This is a genomic window from Photorhabdus aballayi (assembly GCF_026153155.1).
Lineage (GTDB): Bacteria > Pseudomonadota > Gammaproteobacteria > Enterobacterales > Enterobacteriaceae > Photorhabdus > Photorhabdus luminescens.
Genome location: NZ_JAPFCD010000026.1, coordinates 1 through 18,558, shown reverse-complemented (window position 1 = coordinate 18,558; position 18,558 = coordinate 1). Strand labels below are relative to the sequence as shown.

Annotated in this window: 20 protein-coding genes; 19 read left to right on the top strand and 1 reads right to left on the bottom strand. The window is 39.2% G+C overall.

Translation table 11 applies throughout. The features are described 5' to 3' along the window. Nucleotides 1-441: 441 nt before the first annotated feature. The 7 genes from OO184_RS13820 to OO184_RS13790 all read left to right on the top strand — a co-directional run bounded on the left by OO184_RS13820 (nucleotide 442) and on the right by OO184_RS13790 (nucleotide 7,307). Entirely contained in the window at nucleotides 442-2,019 is a 1,578-nt protein-coding gene (locus OO184_RS13820) for a phosphoethanolamine transferase (RefSeq protein WP_265379687.1), read from the top strand. A 587-nt stretch (nucleotides 2,020-2,606) separates the two neighbouring features. Next, on the top strand, nucleotides 2,607-3,128 hold the full coding sequence (locus OO184_RS13815) for an AidA/PixA family protein (RefSeq protein WP_265379686.1): 522 nt from the start codon (nucleotides 2,607-2,609) through the stop codon (nucleotides 3,126-3,128). 36 nt (nucleotides 3,129-3,164) lie between these two features. Then, on the top strand, nucleotides 3,165-3,755 hold the full coding sequence (locus OO184_RS13810; protein WP_265379685.1) for an AidA/PixA family protein: 591 nt from the start codon (nucleotides 3,165-3,167) through the stop codon (nucleotides 3,753-3,755). A gap of 515 nt (nucleotides 3,756-4,270) precedes the next feature. Then, nucleotides 4,271-4,852, top strand: coding sequence for an AidA/PixA family protein (locus OO184_RS13805; RefSeq protein ID WP_265379684.1), 582 nt, complete (start codon nucleotides 4,271-4,273; stop codon nucleotides 4,850-4,852). A gap of 39 nt (nucleotides 4,853-4,891) precedes the next feature. Further along, nucleotides 4,892-5,488 carry an AidA/PixA family protein gene (locus OO184_RS13800; RefSeq protein WP_265379683.1) on the top strand — a complete coding sequence of 199 codons (597 nt, stop codon included), beginning with the start codon at nucleotides 4,892-4,894 and terminating at the stop codon, nucleotides 5,486-5,488. 601 nt (nucleotides 5,489-6,089) lie between these two features. Further along, nucleotides 6,090-6,671 carry an AidA/PixA family protein gene (locus tag OO184_RS13795; RefSeq protein WP_265379682.1) on the top strand — a complete coding sequence of 194 codons (582 nt, stop codon included), beginning with the start codon at nucleotides 6,090-6,092 and terminating at the stop codon, nucleotides 6,669-6,671. A gap of 39 nt (nucleotides 6,672-6,710) precedes the next feature. Beyond that, nucleotides 6,711-7,307, top strand: a complete 597-nt coding sequence (locus tag OO184_RS13790; RefSeq protein WP_265379681.1) for an AidA/PixA family protein — start codon at nucleotides 6,711-6,713, stop codon at nucleotides 7,305-7,307. Nucleotides 7,308-7,702: 395 nt separating this feature from the next. On the opposite strand, the gene OO184_RS13785 is transcribed toward OO184_RS13790, so the two are convergent. Beyond that, nucleotides 7,703-8,275: a tyrosine-type DNA invertase gene (locus OO184_RS13785; protein ID WP_265379680.1), complete on the bottom strand. Its 573-nt coding sequence runs from the start codon at nucleotides 8,273-8,275 to the stop codon at nucleotides 7,703-7,705. A 684-nt stretch (nucleotides 8,276-8,959) separates the two neighbouring features. On the opposite strand from OO184_RS13785, the gene OO184_RS13780 reads away from it, so the two are divergent. From OO184_RS13780 to OO184_RS13725, 12 genes are all read left to right on the top strand, one after another. Further along, the gene (locus tag OO184_RS13780; RefSeq protein WP_265379679.1) at nucleotides 8,960-9,499 is read left to right on the top strand and encodes a fimbrial protein; all 540 of its coding nucleotides are present in this window, start codon (nucleotides 8,960-8,962) and stop codon (nucleotides 9,497-9,499) included. 83 nt (nucleotides 9,500-9,582) lie between these two features. Continuing rightward, nucleotides 9,583-10,131, top strand: coding sequence for a fimbrial protein (locus OO184_RS13775; RefSeq protein ID WP_265379678.1), 549 nt, complete (start codon nucleotides 9,583-9,585; stop codon nucleotides 10,129-10,131). 19 nt (nucleotides 10,132-10,150) lie between these two features. Next, complete coding sequence (locus OO184_RS13770) at nucleotides 10,151-12,706, top strand: outer membrane usher protein (RefSeq protein WP_265379677.1); 2,556 nt, start codon at nucleotides 10,151-10,153, stop codon at nucleotides 12,704-12,706. Between the two features lie 93 nt (nucleotides 12,707-12,799). Continuing rightward, nucleotides 12,800-13,549, top strand: a complete 750-nt coding sequence (locus tag OO184_RS13765) for a fimbria/pilus periplasmic chaperone (protein ID WP_283256304.1) — start codon at nucleotides 12,800-12,802, stop codon at nucleotides 13,547-13,549. A 24-nt stretch (nucleotides 13,550-13,573) separates the two neighbouring features. Then, a complete protein-coding gene (locus OO184_RS13760; protein WP_265379676.1) occupies nucleotides 13,574-14,167 on the top strand; it encodes a fimbrial protein in 594 nt (197 codons plus the stop codon). Next, a complete protein-coding gene (locus tag OO184_RS13755) occupies nucleotides 14,160-14,735 on the top strand; it encodes a fimbrial protein (protein ID WP_265379675.1) in 576 nt (191 codons plus the stop codon). Before OO184_RS13760 ends, OO184_RS13755 begins: the two co-directional genes overlap by 8 nt. Before the next feature lie 14 nt (nucleotides 14,736-14,749). Next, nucleotides 14,750-15,241, top strand: coding sequence for a fimbrial protein (locus OO184_RS13750; protein WP_265379674.1), 492 nt, complete (start codon nucleotides 14,750-14,752; stop codon nucleotides 15,239-15,241). A gap of 11 nt (nucleotides 15,242-15,252) precedes the next feature. Continuing rightward, complete coding sequence (locus OO184_RS13745) at nucleotides 15,253-15,798, top strand: fimbrial protein (RefSeq protein ID WP_265379673.1); 546 nt, start codon at nucleotides 15,253-15,255, stop codon at nucleotides 15,796-15,798. A 26-nt stretch (nucleotides 15,799-15,824) separates the two neighbouring features. Beyond that, complete coding sequence (locus OO184_RS13740; RefSeq protein WP_265379672.1) at nucleotides 15,825-16,640, top strand: MrpH family fimbial adhesin; 816 nt, start codon at nucleotides 15,825-15,827, stop codon at nucleotides 16,638-16,640. Nucleotides 16,641-16,669: 29 nt separating this feature from the next. Further along, nucleotides 16,670-16,975, top strand: a complete 306-nt coding sequence (locus tag OO184_RS13735) for a helix-turn-helix domain-containing protein (protein WP_265379671.1) — start codon at nucleotides 16,670-16,672, stop codon at nucleotides 16,973-16,975. A 655-nt stretch (nucleotides 16,976-17,630) separates the two neighbouring features. Continuing rightward, a complete protein-coding gene (locus OO184_RS13730) occupies nucleotides 17,631-17,894 on the top strand; it encodes a hemolysin secretion/activation protein (protein WP_265379670.1) in 264 nt (87 codons plus the stop codon). Nucleotides 17,895-17,941: 47 nt separating this feature from the next. After that, nucleotides 17,942-18,558 (top strand): two-partner secretion domain-containing protein (locus OO184_RS13725; protein WP_265379669.1); only part of this gene is annotated, 617 nt, incomplete at its 3' end.

The following is an 18,558-nucleotide window of genomic DNA, read 5'->3' as shown; positions in this document are numbered from 1 at the left end:
TTGAGATACACAGTGCTCAAGGTAGATATTTTAACTATCTTTCAGTTAGTTATCGTTGTTCTCAGATATATGTCTTCGTGCATAAGCTACTCATTAAGTATAGTTTAAAATCACGATCAGGATCGATATATTCAGAGTTTTTGCTATTAACAAAAAAAACGCATATTATTTACATGCTGTTAATCAAAAATTGAAGACTAATAACTGTTCAGGCTGAGGAAATCCTTAACTAAGTTACAGATGAATGAGTAAGGTGTTTTTTTATGCGTTAGTTTAATGGCTCGGTGTAGCAATCTGAATGATACAGCTTGAAGTTGCATCATGATGGTAGCTGACTAGCCGCAGATTTTCTTATTGTAAAACCACTTCTATTAATAAGAAAAGGTTATGAATTTTTTGGTGTTTTATTGTTATCGATTTATTTAAAGGAAATGAGTAAGTATGTTGTTGAGTAAAAAAATCCAAGAAAATTTCACTTTGATATGCTTATTTGGTTTTATTTCATTGGCCCATTTAAGCCTTGGATATCAGCTAAAGTTTATATATGTATTTAGTGCTTTTTCAATTCTGATATTATTGTCCAATCTTAACAAATATATATATTATATCTTGGTATTCATGATTGGATTCATTGGCGTGATCTATTCTCCTGTAGGATTGAATTATGGTTTTCCCGATGTCAATTCAGTAGGGTCTTTAATTTATACTAATAAAAATGAAGCGTTAGAATATATCAGCGGGTTACCTATTTTTACCTATTTAGTGGTGTTGGCTACTATTATATTAATGATTTTATCTTTTAAGGTAAGAGTAACGCTGAAGAGAAAGAGTATAATATTTTTATCACTATTTTCTGTATTGTCAGCTTTCTGGTCACCGGTAAAAGGGTATATAAATTCCGATTTCAATCCTGATTTTAATTTATTGGCATCAGGATTACCTGAAATTAGGTTTTTTAGTGATGTCGTTGAAAGCTATAAAGAAGTTAATTCAGAAAGAATCAGGTTCGCTGAAATAATAAAGCAGAAAGATTCTTGGCAGCCTGTGGTAAAAGAGGATAAATATGAAACTTATATCATGGTCATTGGTGAAAGTGTTAGAAAGGACTTTATGAATGCGTATGGTTTTCCTTATAACAATACGCCGTGGTTGGACAAGGCTAATGGCAAGATATTTACAAATTATATCTCATCAGCGGCATCTACCCAGTTATCTTTGACTAACTCACTGGCTCTGAAAGGTGAGAATGCGATCAATTTGAATGATAGTGTCATAACGTTGGCGAAAAAAGCCGGATTTTATACTTATTGGATATCTAATCAGGGGATGAAGAGTGCTTTTGATTCTCCGGTTGCGTTGATTGGACAACAGGCAGATAGTGTCCACTTCCTGAAAAGTGGAAATTCTGATGACCGGCGTTATTTGCCTGATGATAAATTGGTGCCTTACATTAAACAGGCATTAATACCAGAAAAGAAGAAAAAGCTGATTGTTATTCACCTGATGGGATCTCACCCACAGGCGTGCGTTAGAACGAATGGGAAATATGATCTGTTCTTACAATCGGAAGAAATTTCTTGTTATGTAAAAAGTATATCGAATACAGATGAGCTGCTTTCTGAAATTGCATCTGAGGCTAATAAGCATCATGTAAGATGGACGATGCTTTATTTTTCAGATCATGGGCTTTCTTATGTTAATAAAGGAACCGATCAAGAAAACCTGACACATGATGATGAAAATAAACAGAGTTTTCAGGTGCCGTTTTTTATTACCGGAAGTGATTATTCTGATCGTGAAGAGATAACGGCACAAAGAAGTGGATTGCATTTTCTGACTCTATTTTCTGAATGGCTTGGAATAAGAGAAAGGAATATTCCCGATGATTGTAATATGATATCTAATAGCCAATGCAGTGGGCAAAATAAGATTGTTACCTTTGAAAATGAAGTTAAAGATTATGATGAATTAAATGAAGATTTCCCCGATACACAATTCTTGTCGAAGAATATCAATTGATAATTTAATCATTGAGTAAAATTGAATGAAAGTAAGGGATTTCCTCTTTGAGGAAATCCCTTTTACAATCCCTCACACTTTAGCTAAGTCCTGAGACATGTACTGTTTTGTCTTGTGTGAGAATATTGATAATGAATCCAGGAGTGTACCCGTTATCTTTCAAGTTGCCTCTTTGTTGGTTACACTCACTCACCCCGGTCACATAGTTCGCTATGTTCCCGGGGATTCGCTCCCTTGCCGTCGTGATGCATCTTGAAATCCATTGGGTATATATTATAGTGTCAAACTTTCAAATCGATAAAATTAATATCTTTGAAATTAAACGACACAAGCAATTATATCTTAAAAGAATACTAATTTGTTTATAAATTAATATCGTTGTGATATTAATTTAATATAAATTGTTTTTTTAAAACAATAAATTATCGGTAGGATTTGGCTGTATCTAAAAAGATTTCTGATAAATATATAAGTAATTTTCTTATCTAAACTGTGATTTATACCAGTAGTTATTTCAGGTTTAGTAGTTAATTATTAGAATGATAGAGGACTCTTAGTGCAACTTAATCCAATGAAGGGGTACAAAAATGAATGAAACTATAGATGTTCTTATTTGTGTGGATGTTGATAGTATTATTAGTAATTACAATAAATTGGGAACAAATCCAGACAACCCTACAATGGTAGATAATAAATATTTTCATTACATTACTAATAATGAAAATGCTTATATACCTGAAGATAATGCTACGGGTGAATTGATAGTAAAAGTGGGTGTCGGCGATACTGTCAGGTGGAGAGTAATATCTTTAACTCAACAATTAATACATTCAGTAAACTTATACAAAAAAACTAAAGAAAATACCTATAAAGCGATAACACCGATAAAATATATTCAGGAAGTCACAAAGGTCAATTACCCAGAACAAGATGATAAGCAGTTACCCGGTACACCATTTAAATATGGAGTAGAATCTGCAACACAATCTTATATAGAGTCAGAAGGTAAGAAATCAGGTAAAGAAAAATTGACTTTTATAATAAGCATACATGATAACCTTGAGTTAATTGGGTATATTTCTCATAGCTCTTTTGTTCACGTTTTGTAAATTACAAAATCAATATAAGATAATAGGGCCAACATTATGAATACTGATGATATTGCTGAATTCTCTAAGAGTATAGATATTTTAATTTGTATTGATGTGCAATCTATCTTAAATAAGTTTGACCGCCTGAGCCAGGATTATAAAAAACCGACTAAAATTGATGATAACTTGTTATATTATATTACCACTGAGAATCAAGCCTATGCTCCCGAGAAAAACGCTACAAATTCACTTAAAGTTACAGGTAAGGTAGGTGATTCAGTTAGATGGCAATCTTCTAGCATATCTGCTCAATTTAACTATAAGGTGTTTTTATATCGCCTGGAAAAAAGAGATGCTAATGATTATATTTCTCAACCAACGACTGTATATACATTAACTAATGTTGTTGTCCCCAAGCTTAAAAAAGATATGACTCCTCCGGAAGAGAATGTTATTGAATTGCCACAAGCTCCTTTGTCCGATTTTGCTTATGAAAAAAGACATATTTACTATCAAAAATCTACGCTGCGTAAGCCAGGTGTAGCTCAATATGCATGGTATCTAGCTATTTATGATCACTTAAATAAACTTGTTGGTTATTGCTATCATACTCCATTAACTAGCATTGTTATTTCTGATGATTAATTATAATCTAATTATTAAACATAACTAATGTAACTTAGTATTTTAGTTTGCTGAATTAATATACGTGTTACGCCAAGGATAGGCAGAATTACATTTAATATAAAAATTAAAAGTTTCACTGCCATATTACTTACTAAATATATTAAATTCATTTTAATTTTATTATGAAACTAGAAACTTATAGTTGAATTAATCATTTGATAATTTATTTGCTAAGTGTTTTTATCATTAATAATGAAAGTTTGATTTTATAGTTAAATATCATAAGAATATAATTTTAACGCAAGAGAGAATGTTTAATTACTCATGTTTGCAAATGGTGACTAAATACTGATAATAATTTTTCGTTTCGACATAATGTGAAATTTATTTATATATTAAATAATTGCTGTAAATATATAGATAATTTATTTTTAAAAACTATGATTTATATCAGTGGTTTTTTTGTAACTGAATTATTAATATAATGGATGATTGTTAAATAATCTAACACTTTATTGTGAAGGAGAATAGATATGAGCGACGCTATAGCGATTTCGAAACACCAAACTGTAGATATTCTTATTTGTGTGGATGTAGAAGCTATTCTTAGTAATTATGATTTAAGTAAATCAAAAACACTCGGGACGGCAAAATCAGTACATAATAAATATTTTTATTATATAACAAGCAATGGAAATCTTTATACTCCTAAAAATAATGCTAAGGGAGAGTTAGAGGTAACGATTAACGTTGCTGATGACATTAGATGGAGGCCAATGTCTTTGACTCAGCAATTTGAATATACAATACTTTTATGTCATATGAGATTACAAGCTGATGACGGTGGTGATGTTTCGCTTATAACATTACCGCAACTTGATTATGGTAATATTTCTATTCCTTATTTGGCTAAAGATGATAATAATAATATAAGTAGTGTGGTATATAAAAGAGATGGAGAAAGTCATGGCGGACTAATAACAAGATATTATCATCAATCAACAGCTCAGAGGGCGGGACGCGGTTCGTATGTCTGGTATATGAAAATATATCGCAAAAAACAACTCATTGGATATATTGGTCATGATCCTTTCATTACAGTTCTAGATGATTAAATACTTATAAAACTAATATATAAAAATAGGAATAGTATTATGAATAATGTTGAATATACAGAGCCGAATGATATAAGACCCATTAATAGTGTACAATTGATTGATGTTCTTGCCGTTGTCGATGTAACAGCTATCAAAAAAGACCTCGGTAATTCCATTAGTCAGGACCCTAGCAAACCAACTGCAATGGATGATAAATACATTTATTACATTACTTCTCAAAATAATATCTATGTTCCCAAAAATAATGCTCAAGGTACACTTTTAATTCAAGGTAAGGTAGGGGATGTCGTTAGATGGCGAGCTTCTACTCTATCAGCTCAATTTGATGAGCAGGTATTTCTATATCATATGGCCGGAGTAGGCGCCAACTCAATAGTTTCGCCGCCAACGCTAACTTCAGCGATATCTCAAGTCGCGGCCCCAAGCACAGATGCAACATTAGGGACTAATCAAGACTATCCTGTAGTACTGGAAACGCGTAATATTTTCAATCAAGGATCTAAATTACGTACTCCAGGTATAGCCAAATATTCATGGTATATATCCATTTTCGAAAGATGGAATGTTCCAGCCAACGTTGGTTCTCTTGTTGGCTATCTTGCTCATTCTCCAAATATTCAAGTCGTTGATTAGATTTAATGTTACCTAAAAATTTAATAAATCAACCATGAAATATTAATAGTTGGTAAGCTATCACTGGAAAGCAGAGTATAATTTCCAGTGATTTTATTTTCAATGATTAATGATAATCTAATTATTCAAATAAATAATATACGCATTACGCCAAGAATAGGCAGAATTATATTTAATATAAAAATTAAAAATTTCACTGATATATTACTCGCTAAATATATTAAACTTATTCTCATTTCATTATTAAACTAAAAATTTATAGCTGGATTAGTTATTAGATATTTTATTTTTCACTAAGTGTTTTTATTGTTAGTTATGAAAAAAATAATTTCATAGTTAAATATCAGGGAAGGATAATTTTAACGTAAGAGAGAATGTTGAGTTACTCATTTTTACAATCAGTGATTTAACACTAAGAATAATAATTTGGTGGTTTAATATTAATATGAATCTTATTGGTATGTTGAAAAATTATTATAAAAATACAAGTAATTTGATTTTAAAAACTATGATTTATATTAGTGGTTTTTTTTGTCTTAATTATTAATATAAAAGATGATTGTTAAAAAATCTAACACCTTATTGTGAAGGAGAATAGATAATGAGTGACATTATAGAGAGTGTAGGATATCAAGTTGTAGATATTCTTATTTGTGTCGATGCAGAAGCTATCGTTAGTCATTATGATTTAAGTAAATCACAAACATTAGAAACTGCGAAGGCAGTATCTAACAATTACTTTTATTATATAACAAGTACTGGGAATCTTTATGCTCCTAAAAATAATGCTCAAGGTGAGTTGGAGATAACTGTCAATGTTGCTGATGACATTAGATGGAGGCCGATGTCTTTGACACAGCAATTTGAATATACAGTACTTTTATGCCACATGAAAGGAACTGCGATTAGCGGTAATGATGTTACGCTGATAACATTACCGAAACTTGATTATGGTAATATTTCTATTCCTTATTTGGCTAAAGATGATAATAATAATATAAGTAGTGTGGTATATAAAAGAGATGGAGAAAGTCATGGAGGACTAATAACAAGATATTATCATCAATCAACAGCTCAGAAAGAGGGATACGGTCAATATACCTGGTATATGAAAATATACCGTAAAAAACAACTCATTGGATATGTTTGTCATGATCCTTTCATTAGAGTTCTAGATAACTAAATACTTATAAAACTAATATATAAAAATAGGAATAGTATTATGAATAATGTTGAATATACAGAACTGAATGATATAAAACCCGTTAGTGGTGTACAATTGATTGATGTTCTTGCCATTGTTGATGTAACAGCTATTGAAAAAGATCTCGGTAATTCCATTAGTAAGGACCCTAGCAAACCAACTGTTATGGGTGATAAATATATTTATTACATTACCTCTCAAAATAATATCTATGTTCCCAAAAATAATGCTCAAGGTACACTTTTAATTCAAGGTAAGGTAGGGGATGTCGTTAGATGGCGAGCTTCTACTCTATCAGCTCAATTTGATGAGCAGGTATTTCTATATCATATGGCAGGGGTCGGTGCCAACTCGATAGTTTCGCCGCCAACCCTAACTTCAGCGGTATCTCAAGTTGCGGCCCCAAGCACAGAAGCAACATTAGGAACTAATCAAGACTATCCTGTAGTACTGGAAACGCGTAATATTTTCAATCAAGGATCTAAATTACGTACTCCAGGTATAGCCAAATATTCATGGTATATATCCATTTTCAAAAGATGGAATGTTCCAGCCAACGTTGGTTATCTTGTTGGCTATCTTGCTCATTCTCCAAATATTCAAGTTGTTGATTAAATTTAACATTACCTAAAAATTTAATAAATCAACCAATGAAATGTTAACAGTTGTGAGTTATCACTGGAAAGCAGAGTATAATTTCCAGTGATTTTATTTTCTTCATTCTTGCGAAAGTACCCATTCATTTAATAATGGAATTTATTATTAAAACTCCCCTTAAATACATGGTTTTATTTAATTGCTTTATTCATTAGTTTCTAAAAAAAATTTAAAAGTAATTATAAGAAATAATAAGTAGTATCTTATAATGTGAATAATTATTATATCGTATAAAAAACCCTCATCAGCATATGGACGAGGATTTTTACAATGGGATGATTAGATGGTTTTTTTGTTTCCAAGAGAAATAGTTTCTCATACTACATTTCTTACATAAAAAAGAGATATTGAAATTAATCGAGTCCTTTTGCAGGAGCCTCCCATATCTTGAAGAACCGTTTTACATTGCTTGCAGTGTAAATAACGGTATGGGATATATTTCGATGACCGAGATAATCTTGAATAAGGCGTGTATCTCTTCCTAAATCAGCGAGAGCGTAACCACAAGCATGTCTTAACATGTGTGGATGAGGTGAAATATTAACTAATGCTTGCTTGCCATAACGCTTTAATAAACCATAAACTTGCTGGCGTGAAATAGCTCCTGATTTTTGTGATAAAAAAACCCATGCTGTATCTGATTCTCGCCAACTCTTTCTAATATTAAGCCATTGATTCAGCGCTTTAATTTCTTCTGGTATTAGCGGATGTGTTGTTGATAATCCCCCTTTTAATCGCCTAACATGAATAATTTCTGAGCTAAGATCAAGATCGGATAATGTTAGATTACATAGCTCACTCACTCTAAATCCATGAATGAAGCACATCAATAGCATGCAATAATCTCGCTCAGCGTGACGTCCCTGACGTGCTTTTTCTAAAATCGCATTAATTTCATATCTGGTTAAAAACTTACGTTTCTTCATGAAAATAATTCCTGTGAAATTGGGGCGGATTGTTATAGGTAGAGAAATAATATTAATCTACCGGAATATATCAATTAATAGAACTTTTATAAAATTATTAGCTGGTAACTCTATTTATTTTGACCAAAATCTATAATTATCGTTTTTAGATAGTTATAAATAGCCATTTTTTAATAGAAAATATCAGCTTGTAAGCTTAGTAATTATATATCTGGAAATTATTTAACAATAAAAAGAAACTAAACAGAATGCACCAAACTGTAAATATGTTCCTATAAAACGACCGATTAAGTCAAATTTTGTGTAATGCGAAATTGCCAATATTTAACTGTTTATAATATATGGTTTTTTTTCATTGTTTTTTACTATTTTTCACATTCTTTCATTTCTTTATTGTAAAGAATCAGTTGGTTCATCTGAATTCAATCAAATATTAATTGATTAATTAGATTATAAGTTCAAATTAATGTCTTTTTTCGAGTGTTAACTCCGAAATATTATGTGCTCTTAGTGTTTTTGACTAAAAAAAACAGTTTGGTGCATTTTGTTTGGTTTAGAAAATATTAATCCGAGATTTTTAAACTATTTTTGCGCTGAATATTGGGTGCATGGAGCTGGAATCCTGCACGGTTATTTTTTTATGGTATTGGGTATTTTATCCTTAAATTCAAGGAATTAATTCACATGAGATTGAATAAATTGGTTATGGCCCTGGGGCTAGGTGTAGCTTTGGCTGCGGGTTCTGTCAATGCAGCCAATCCTAGCCAAGGTCACGGAACGGTGACTTTTACCGGGTCTATTACTGATGCACCTTGTTCTATCACTCCAGAAACGGTTGATCAGGTAGTTCCAATGGGCTCTATTTCTAGCGCATCTTTAAAAAACGGCGGCCGTTCTTCTTCCACGCCATTCAAAATTTCTTTAGATAACTGTACGACGGAAACGATAAGCACAGTCACCACGACGTTTATTGGCGCCAAATCCAGCATCGCCGGCGGTGATGGTTTGCTAGGTATCGAAGGCGTTGCGAAAGGTGCTGGTATTGCGATCACGGATGCGGGCGGTAACAAAATCAAATTAGGTACCCCCTCACCGGCTGTAGCTCTGCATGATGGTGATAATGATCTGCATTTTGCTGCCTATCTTCAAGGTGATACTTCACCTGATGCCGTTGTTCCGGGTAATTTCACCGGCATTGCCAACTTCCAGTTGACTTATCAATAAGTCTTTTCATGCACGGAAACGCTGACAGGGAAGCGGGCGTTTCCTAATTAAAAGTTTTGAATAAGTTTAGCTGGAGAGAAGCCATGAGTCGATATGCTGCCGTTGTTGTAGTGCCCTGCCTGTTAATGTTTTCCTGTGTTATTGAAGCTGAAACGGCTGCTCCACAAGGAACGCAAGGATATGGCCGCGTTAGCATGCAAGGCGCCATCATTGATACGGCCTGTGCGATTGACGCAGGTAGCCGTGACCAGACGATTGAGTTAGCCACGATCCCGGTAAGCCGGATGATACATGATGGACAGGGACCCGCGCGTCCTTTTTCCATCCGTTTGATTAACTGTGTACTGACTTCTGCCGCCTTGGGTAAACCCGATTGGCGCCATTTTCAGGTGACGTTTGACGGTGTGCCTGATGGGAACAATTTCCGGTTATCCGGTGTGGCTCAAGGGGTGGCATTACAAATTACAGACATATACGGCAATCAGGCGTATCCGGGAACTCCATTGCCGCTGAGGGACTTACAGGCAGGGCAGATGACGCTTAATTACGCGATGCGATTGGTGGGTAATCGCCAGTTATTGCAAGCAGGGCAGTATCGAACCACTGTTCGGTTCAGGCTGGATTATCACTAATCATCGATCTGGGAATGTTATGGCTTTATTTTTAGGTTTGACCACTGAATATGACAAGGTGGTCTCGGTTAGGTGTGTCCTGAAACCTCTTATTGTTTCGTTACTGCTTGCTTTAACAGGTACTCATGCTGTGTATGCGGAACAGGAAATTGAATTTAATACGGATGTGTTAGATGTTCAGGATCGTTCTCGGATTAATTTAAAAGAATTTTCCCGTGCGGGTTATATCATGCCGGGGGATTATCAGATGGCGATAAGGCTGAATAAAAGCGAACTGCCGGAGATGCCGGTTACCTTTATGGCGCAGCCGGGTGATCCGAAGGGGAGTGTAGCGTGTCTGCCGCCTGAGCTGGTGAAGCAGTTGGGGCTACGGGCGGAATGGGAATCAAAGATTACTTGGTGGAACAATAATCGGTGTCTGGAGACTAAAACGCTGCCTGGCATGACGGTGCGCGGTGATCTGAGCAGTGACACGTTATACCTGAGTGTGCCTCAAGCCTATCTCGAATATAGCTCGCCGGACTGGGACCCGCCGTCACGTTGGGATGACGGGATTTTCGGCATGATGTTTGATTATAACGTCAATGCCCAGGTCTCTAAGCCGACGAAGGGAAATGAAAATCAGAATATTAGTGCTAATGGTACGACCGGGATAAATTTGGGCGCGTGGCGTCTGCGGGCAGACTGGCAATCACAGTACAACCACACCACGGGGCGGTCGGGGAGCACTGAGAAGAATTGGGATTGGAGCCGTTATTACTTGTATCGGGCAATACCGCGTTGGCAGGCTAAGCTAACGTTGGGTGAGGATTACCTTAATTCAAATATCTTTGATAGCTTCCGTTTTACCGGGGTCAGTCTGGTGACGGATGACAATATGTTACCTCCGAACCTGCGAGGCTATGCGCCGGAGGTAACCGGAGTAGCGAAAACCAATGCCAGAGTGACTATTCGTCAGCAGGGGCGGGTGCTATATGAGACCCAAGTTGCGCCAGGTCCATTTCGTATTCAGGACATCAATGACGCAGTGAGCGGCAAACTGGATGTGCGGGTAGAGGAGCAGGATGGCGGTTTACAAGAATTTCAGGTCGATACTGCGAATATTCCCTATTTAACCCGTCCGGGCCGGGTGCAGTACAAACTGGCGGCGGGTAAGCCGACTAACTGGAAGCATCACAGTGAGGGCTCCGGTTTTGGTATCGGCGAATTTTCCTGGGGAATAAACAACGGTTGGTCGTTGTATGGCGGGATATTGGGAGCTGGGGATTATAACGCGTTGTCATTGGGGGTTGGGCGTGATCTGATGGCCTTTGGCGCCCTTTCCTTTGATGTGACTGAATCCCGCGCTCATTTACCGGATGAGGGCCAAACATTGATGGGAGGATCTTATCGTCTCAGTTATTCCAAACGTTTTGAGGAGTATGACAGCCAGGTGACTTTTGCCGGTTACCGTTTCTCGGAACGTGACTTTATGAGCATGAGCCAGTATCTGGATCGTCGTTATCACGATGGCGATGCTGAGAGCAATAAAGAACTTTACACCATTATGTTGAACAAGCAGTTCACGCATATTGGCGCCAGTATCTACTTGAATTACAGCCATCAGACTTACTGGAATCGTTCGAATAACGATCGCTATAACGTATCAATATCACGCTATTTTGATATTGGAAGTTATAAGAACATTAACCTGAATCTGTCTGCTTACCGTAATAAATATGAAGGTAAAAATGACGACGGGATGTATATGACATTATCCCTGCCGTGGGGTAATTCAGGAACTATCAGTTATAACGCAATGGCCAACCGGGAAGGTAACTCCCACACGGTAGGTTATTACGATCGGATTAATGAAAACAGTAATTATCGTTTAGCGGTTGGCACCAGTATTGACGGCAAGGCCGCGGCTAACGGTTATTTAACCCATTACGGCGATCGTGCTCAATTGACGACCAGTGCGAGTTATCAGGATGGGCGTTATACCACGGCGGCGTTTTCTATTCAGGGGGGCATGACCATGACGCCAAAAGGCGCAGCGTTGCATCGCATTAATATGCCGGGTACTACCCGTTTGATGGTAGATACCGATGGTGTCGGCGGCGTACCCGTGAAAGGTTTCGGCGCGATTACCCGTACCAATATGTTCGGTAAAGCGGTGATCTCTGATGTGAACAACTATTACCGTAATAGTGCGAGTATTGATTTGAACAAACTGCCGGACAATGTGGAGGCAATACGGTCGGTACAACAAGCAACACTGACGGAAGGCGCGATTGGTTATCGTAAATTTCAGGTGATATCCGGTGAAAAAGCGATGGCCCTTATCCGCTTGCCGGACGGTAGCGCGCCGCCATTTGGGGCAACGGTACTGAATAAGGATCAACGGGAGATCGGTATCGTTAGTGATAGTGGGAACACCTACCTGAGTGGGATAAATCCAGGAGAGAGACTGGATGTGCGTTGGGATGGAGAATTGCAATGTGTGATTGAGCTGCCACAGAAATTACCCAAAGTAGAAGAGATGGCTTCGTTATTACTGCTCTGCCAACTGGCTGACGGTAATAAACGGCCATAACGTTAATTGACTGGCAGTGTGAAAACCTTGTTGCTGTCACCGAAACTTATCGCGGTGACTTGTAATGATTATGCTAAGAATGAGTAATTGAGGATGAAATTGAAGAATACAATCAATGTAGTCGCGATAGCTGTCTTAAGTCTGTCAGTGATCAGTGAGTCAATGGCGGCTATTGCGCTGGATCGTACCCGCATCGTGTTTAACGGTGAGGACAAATCCACCAGCATGGATATCAGCAACCAGAACAAAGAGTTGCCATATCTGGCGCAGGGATGGATAGAAGATGAACAGGGTAACAAAATCAATGGTCCGTTAGTGGTGACGCCACCGGTACAGCGGGTGGAGCCCGGCGCTAAGAGTCAGGTGAAAATACAGTCACTGCCGACAACTGCACAGCTACCCCAAGATCGGGAAAGCTTGTTCTATTTTAATTTGCGTGAAATTCCGCCGCGCAGCAAGAAGCCGAATACCTTACAGATTGCGCTACAAACTCGAATTAAGCTGTTCTATCGCCCGAAAGCCATTTTTGCCAGCCGCACCGATTTGGACAATCCGTGGCAAGAGAAAATGACTTTGACGCGTCAGGGGGACCAATATCAGGTGAACAATCCGACACCCTATTACATCACCGTAGTGGATGCATCAAGCCAGCTTAAGGGTAAAACGGCGGCGGACTTTAAGCCATTTATGATAGCGCCTAAAAGTAGCGCGGTGCTGAGTGGTAGTGTAGGGGCATTGGGAAGTGCGCCAGTACTGACGTATGTCAATGATTATGGCGGCCGACCGCAACTGACTTTTAGTTGCGCAGGCAACCATTGTCAGGTGACTAAAAGTTCGTCGTGACGGGCGAAGCCGGGAGGAACGACGATGAACATCAAGCGGATAAGTTGTGTACTGACACTGGCGATCTGGCTGATGCCAGCAATGGCGAGTCAAGCGAGGGAAACGCGGTCAGCAGATATCGAGGGCTTGCACGGCGAACTGCATGTGTTTGGCGGGCTAACTGAGGCGGCTTGTCGGCTGGACATGACTTCTGCATGGCAGGAGGTGAATCTGGGGAACACGCCAAACAGTGACTTACGCCGGCCAGGTGATAAAGGGACGCCGATCCCGTTCATATTGAAGTTTCGTGACTGTTTAAGAACCAAAGGGGCAATAGGTGACAGGCGGAACGGCAATCTGACGTGGAATCGGTTACAGCCAGTGGTGACGGTTAGTTTTGTGGCGCCGGCGGATCGCGATTATCCACATCTGGTGCGGGTGACTGGTATCACCGGGTTGGGGTTACAGATAACAGATACCGCGAATAATGATATTCGGTTGGGAGAGCGAGGACGCCCGCGTTTTGCGGCAGCGGGGCAGGACAGCTTGGAATATTACGTGACGCCGGTGCGGACGCCGAGAGCGCTAGGGATTGGGCAATATCGCGCGGTAGTGGATTTCAGGGTGAATTATGACTAACTCGCTGTGTTTTCCGGGAATAAAAAAACAGTATCGCAGGCAGAAAAAATGGAGCGTATTGCTGTTTGGCTGTTTATTGAGTGTTAATGCTCAGGCTGATTTACTGACAAAAAGGGTAAATTTAGCAGCAGGACCTGTCAGTAATTTTTCGGGTAAAACGCCGGTCAATATTTACGGTGTGGTTATCGCTCCTCCACCTTGCGTGATTAATAATGGCAATACTATTGATGTAGATTTTGGCGACGTGATGATTAACCGCATTGATGGAGTTAATTATATGCAACCCGTCAAATACACCGTGAAATGTGAAAAAATGCCGGCTAATGCAATGAAAATGATGATATCGGGTAACACTGCCAGTTTTGATCGAACGGTATTACAAACCAATCGCTCTGGGCTTGGCATCGCCGTTATTCATAACGGACGAAAATTGCCCGTCAATGACTGGATGAAATTTAGCTATCCTAATTTTCCTGAGTTACATGCGGTGCCGGTAAAAGAGATGGCTACGGTATTGAAAGGCGGCGACTTTGGCGCGGGTGCGACCATGATGGTTGAATACCAGTGAACGGGAGGCATTCAATGAACCCTTTGATCTATCGTGTTTTCTGGGGTGCGTGCTTGGGGTTAATCAGTGTGATGCCGGGACAGGCGGCAGATAATATGTGGTTTCATGGCACGCTGCTTGAAGCGCCCCCTTGCGTTATTAATGACGGTAATATGATTGATGTTGATTTTGGTCACAATGTTGGCATCCATCAGGTGGACGGGGTGAATTATACCAAGCCCGTGAATTACCAGTTGGTGTGTGCGCCTAATATCTCAGGTTGGAATTTAGGATTGACAGTGATTGGCCCGCCAACTTCATTTGATGATGCAGCATTGAAAACCAATATTACTGATTTAGGCATTCGTCTGACGTTGGATGGTAAAGCATTCATCCTTAATAAGCGTATTCCGGTGACATCACAGAAACAGCCGGTGATACAAGCGGTGCCGGTAAAAAAGCCGGGAAGTACGTTGCCGGAAGGGGTATTTGAAGTGACGGCGACATTGCTGGCGGAATACCAGTGAAAGGAAAGCTAATGAAATATTTAAAATTATTCGTGTTGCGTGTTGGTTTTATGGTTATTGCTACCACGGTTTATGACCATCAAGTGGTACAGGCTGCGGATAATATGCGTTTTCACGGTGCATTGGTTAAAGAACCTTGCACGATTAAGTCGGGTGATGAAGATATCCAGCTCGATTTTGCAGCAATTTCTGAGAAATATTTGTATCTGCATGGTAGGACCAATAGCGAATCTTTTCTGCTCAGATTATCGGGTTGCGATATGAGTGTGGGGAAATCGATTAAACTGACATTCAGCGGCATGGAAAATCCGCAGTTGCCGGGCTTATTAGCGTTAAGTGCGGGAAGCCAAGCCGCAGGGATTGCCATTGGTATCGAAACTGTTGAAGGCAAACGGTTGCTGTTGAATAGAGAGGGGGAAGCATATCCATTAAAAGAGGGGGAAAACTTGATTGTACTGCAAGCATATGTGCAGGCAGAACCTACTGCGCTAGCTAACCAGACGATTAAGCGAGGCGCATTTCATGCGATTGCGACATTTAATCTGAATTATGACTAACTTGCACAGTTTTATTAGGTAACTCAATGAAAAAGTTATTCTCTGTTTGCCTGGTACTTTTATCGCTGTTTTCATCAAATGCGGTTGCATCAATATTTTCATATATCACTAAATCCGAGGGAATTCCTACCAATGCCTATTATACTTTTGTAATTGAACGCTGGGACCCAGAAAACGATTTTACGCCAAATCCTTGTTATGGTTATTCTGCGTGTTGGATATCGGTTAACCATCGCCATTTTGCTGATGGTTATTCAGGGCAGCCTTATAGGCTATTCAATACTCGCGTGGAAAGGTTTAGGACAATGAAACAAGTGCAAGCGGAGATATTGAAATATACCAGTTTTCCGATCACTGGAGTGGCAAAACATTTTGGTCCTGCTATTCGGTCTCATCAGGAATGTGTCGGGCTATTTTATGAAACCGATCGAAGTGGTTTTCATGGAAGATTATTACCTGGATCTTTATGTGGCGTTGCACCACCGCCGATAGGATTTTGTCAAGTCAGTGAAGGCTCCGTTGAACTTAATTACGGTAGTATTGATGAGGCAAACTTGGAAGGCGCAACCAGAGCGGAAAATATCAATGTGACTTGCAATGTAGACATAGAGATTATCGTGACAGCGACGGGACCTGATAGGGGATTAGTACCTTTAAGAAGTGATGGTAGTTTGAAAGCTAAATTGCTATTAAATGAGAAAAATGGTGAAGATGGCGTTGCTGTGTTTGTACCGGCTGGAGGAAGTGTACCAATTACAGTGAAATCAATTTTACAAAAAAATGGCAGAGTAGAGGCAGGACCTTTCTCGGGATCAGGGGCGATAATTTTGGCAATGCCATAAAAAGGTGTTTTTTTAATTTAAAGGCTGGGATGAAAATGAAACAAGATCATCTATTAGTAGGGAAGCGTATTCAAAAAAGAAGGAAAGAGTTGGGTATGACCGCCGTAAAATTGGCGGAAAAAATAGGTATTAGTCAGCAACAACTCTCACGTTATGAGAGAGGGATAAACCGAATTAATTTATCCCATCTGGTGCAGATCGCTTCAATATTGGAGACGCCGATAAATTGGTTTTTCCTTGATTGTTGTTATCCTGTAACCAATAACAGCATCAATAAATTAACAGACCAATATATCCCTATTGCGGAGGCTACATTGGGTAAATTTGGATGTTAACTGATCTCGGCTCCAATAGGGGGATCTATAAACCAGTTGATGACTGAGTTTCGTGACCGACGGAACGGTCACTTTTATGATTTCTTCGTTAGCCATTTTATTACTACAAATCAAAGAGTTTATTCTTATCCATCTCCCCTTTTGACGAAGTTATTAAAGTTCAGATAGTAATTTAATCATGTATGTGAAATTTCCTCCTCATCACTATTGGCTATTGTTAGTGATACCCATTTTTAAAAGAGAAACGAATTTACCGTTTGAAAACGCTAATTCTCAGGCTGTAATAGCATAGCGCCAGTTCTGCTAATTGAGCTAAAAGTCATCATCTAACCTAATCAGGAAAGATAACATTTCATCACCAATTTACGACAAGCATCACTTTGCAAGTGATTTCATCCTGAAATTAAATATCACAAATGTGATATTCATCACATAATTAACGAAAAAAATGAAATTAATTTGAAATTATTAATATTGGTTATTAAATGATTAATATTAATCTATTTTTTATACAATATTGTCACAAAATAATCACATTGGCCTGTTTTTTGCTTTTAAATATAACCCCTTGTTTTTGATGCTATCTTAACCAATCCCCTATTTTTAGATGCCCAGTTGATCATCAATCCTAGATATTGATCGCTAAGCTAAATTCATGGTTAATACCGCTTCGGCATTGTGGAATGGAAAGTCAATGAAAAGCAGTATTTTAGTGTTTGTGGTTTTTTATATCGTGATTTCAGGCAGTCAGGCCGCAAACCTCTCAGAACAACAACGCATTCATCAACAGGCACGCCAGCAAGACTTGGAGGCTCAATTAGCCCCATCCCTTGTGGAGGTTCACCTGTCTGTACCCAAACCTGCCGGTTTCCAAACCTCCCCGGTCACGGCCGGATTCAACCTGTATTGGCAGTATTAATTTAAATAACCCGGCTGCCAGTGGGTAGCGTGTGAGTGGAGTTAAGCATGAATAAGCAGCTGTATCGTATTATCTTTAATCAGGCCCGCCAGATGTGGATGGTGGTGGCCGAGATAGTGTGTGCCGGGCGCGGACGAACGGGACGCCGCGCTCGTCGGCCATCTCTACGGTCGTGTCGTTGCCGGTTCACCGCGTTACGATTCAGTCTGTTGTTAGCGCTTGGCGGAGTTTCACTCACCGCACAGGCGGCGATTGTGGCCGATGGACAGGCGCCGGGGCGTCAGCAACCGACCGTCATTCGCAGCGCCAACGGCACCCCGCAGGTTAATATTCAGACGCCCGGCGCCGATGGCGTTTCCCACAACAGCTACCGTCAGTTTGATGTGGATAAACAAGGAGTTATCCTCAATAACAGCCATCAGGCCACGCAGACGCAACTCGGCGGTATGGTGGCGGGCAATCCGTGGTTAGCCAAAGGGGACGCCAGCGTTATCCTCAATGAAGTCAACAGCCACGACCGCAGTCACCTCAACGGCTGGATTGAAGTAGCCGGGCATAAAGCCGAGGTGATTATTGCCAACCCGGCCGGTATTACTTGTAACGGCTGCGGGTTTATTAACGCGCACCGCACTACGCTCACCACCGGACAAGCCCTGATGGAACG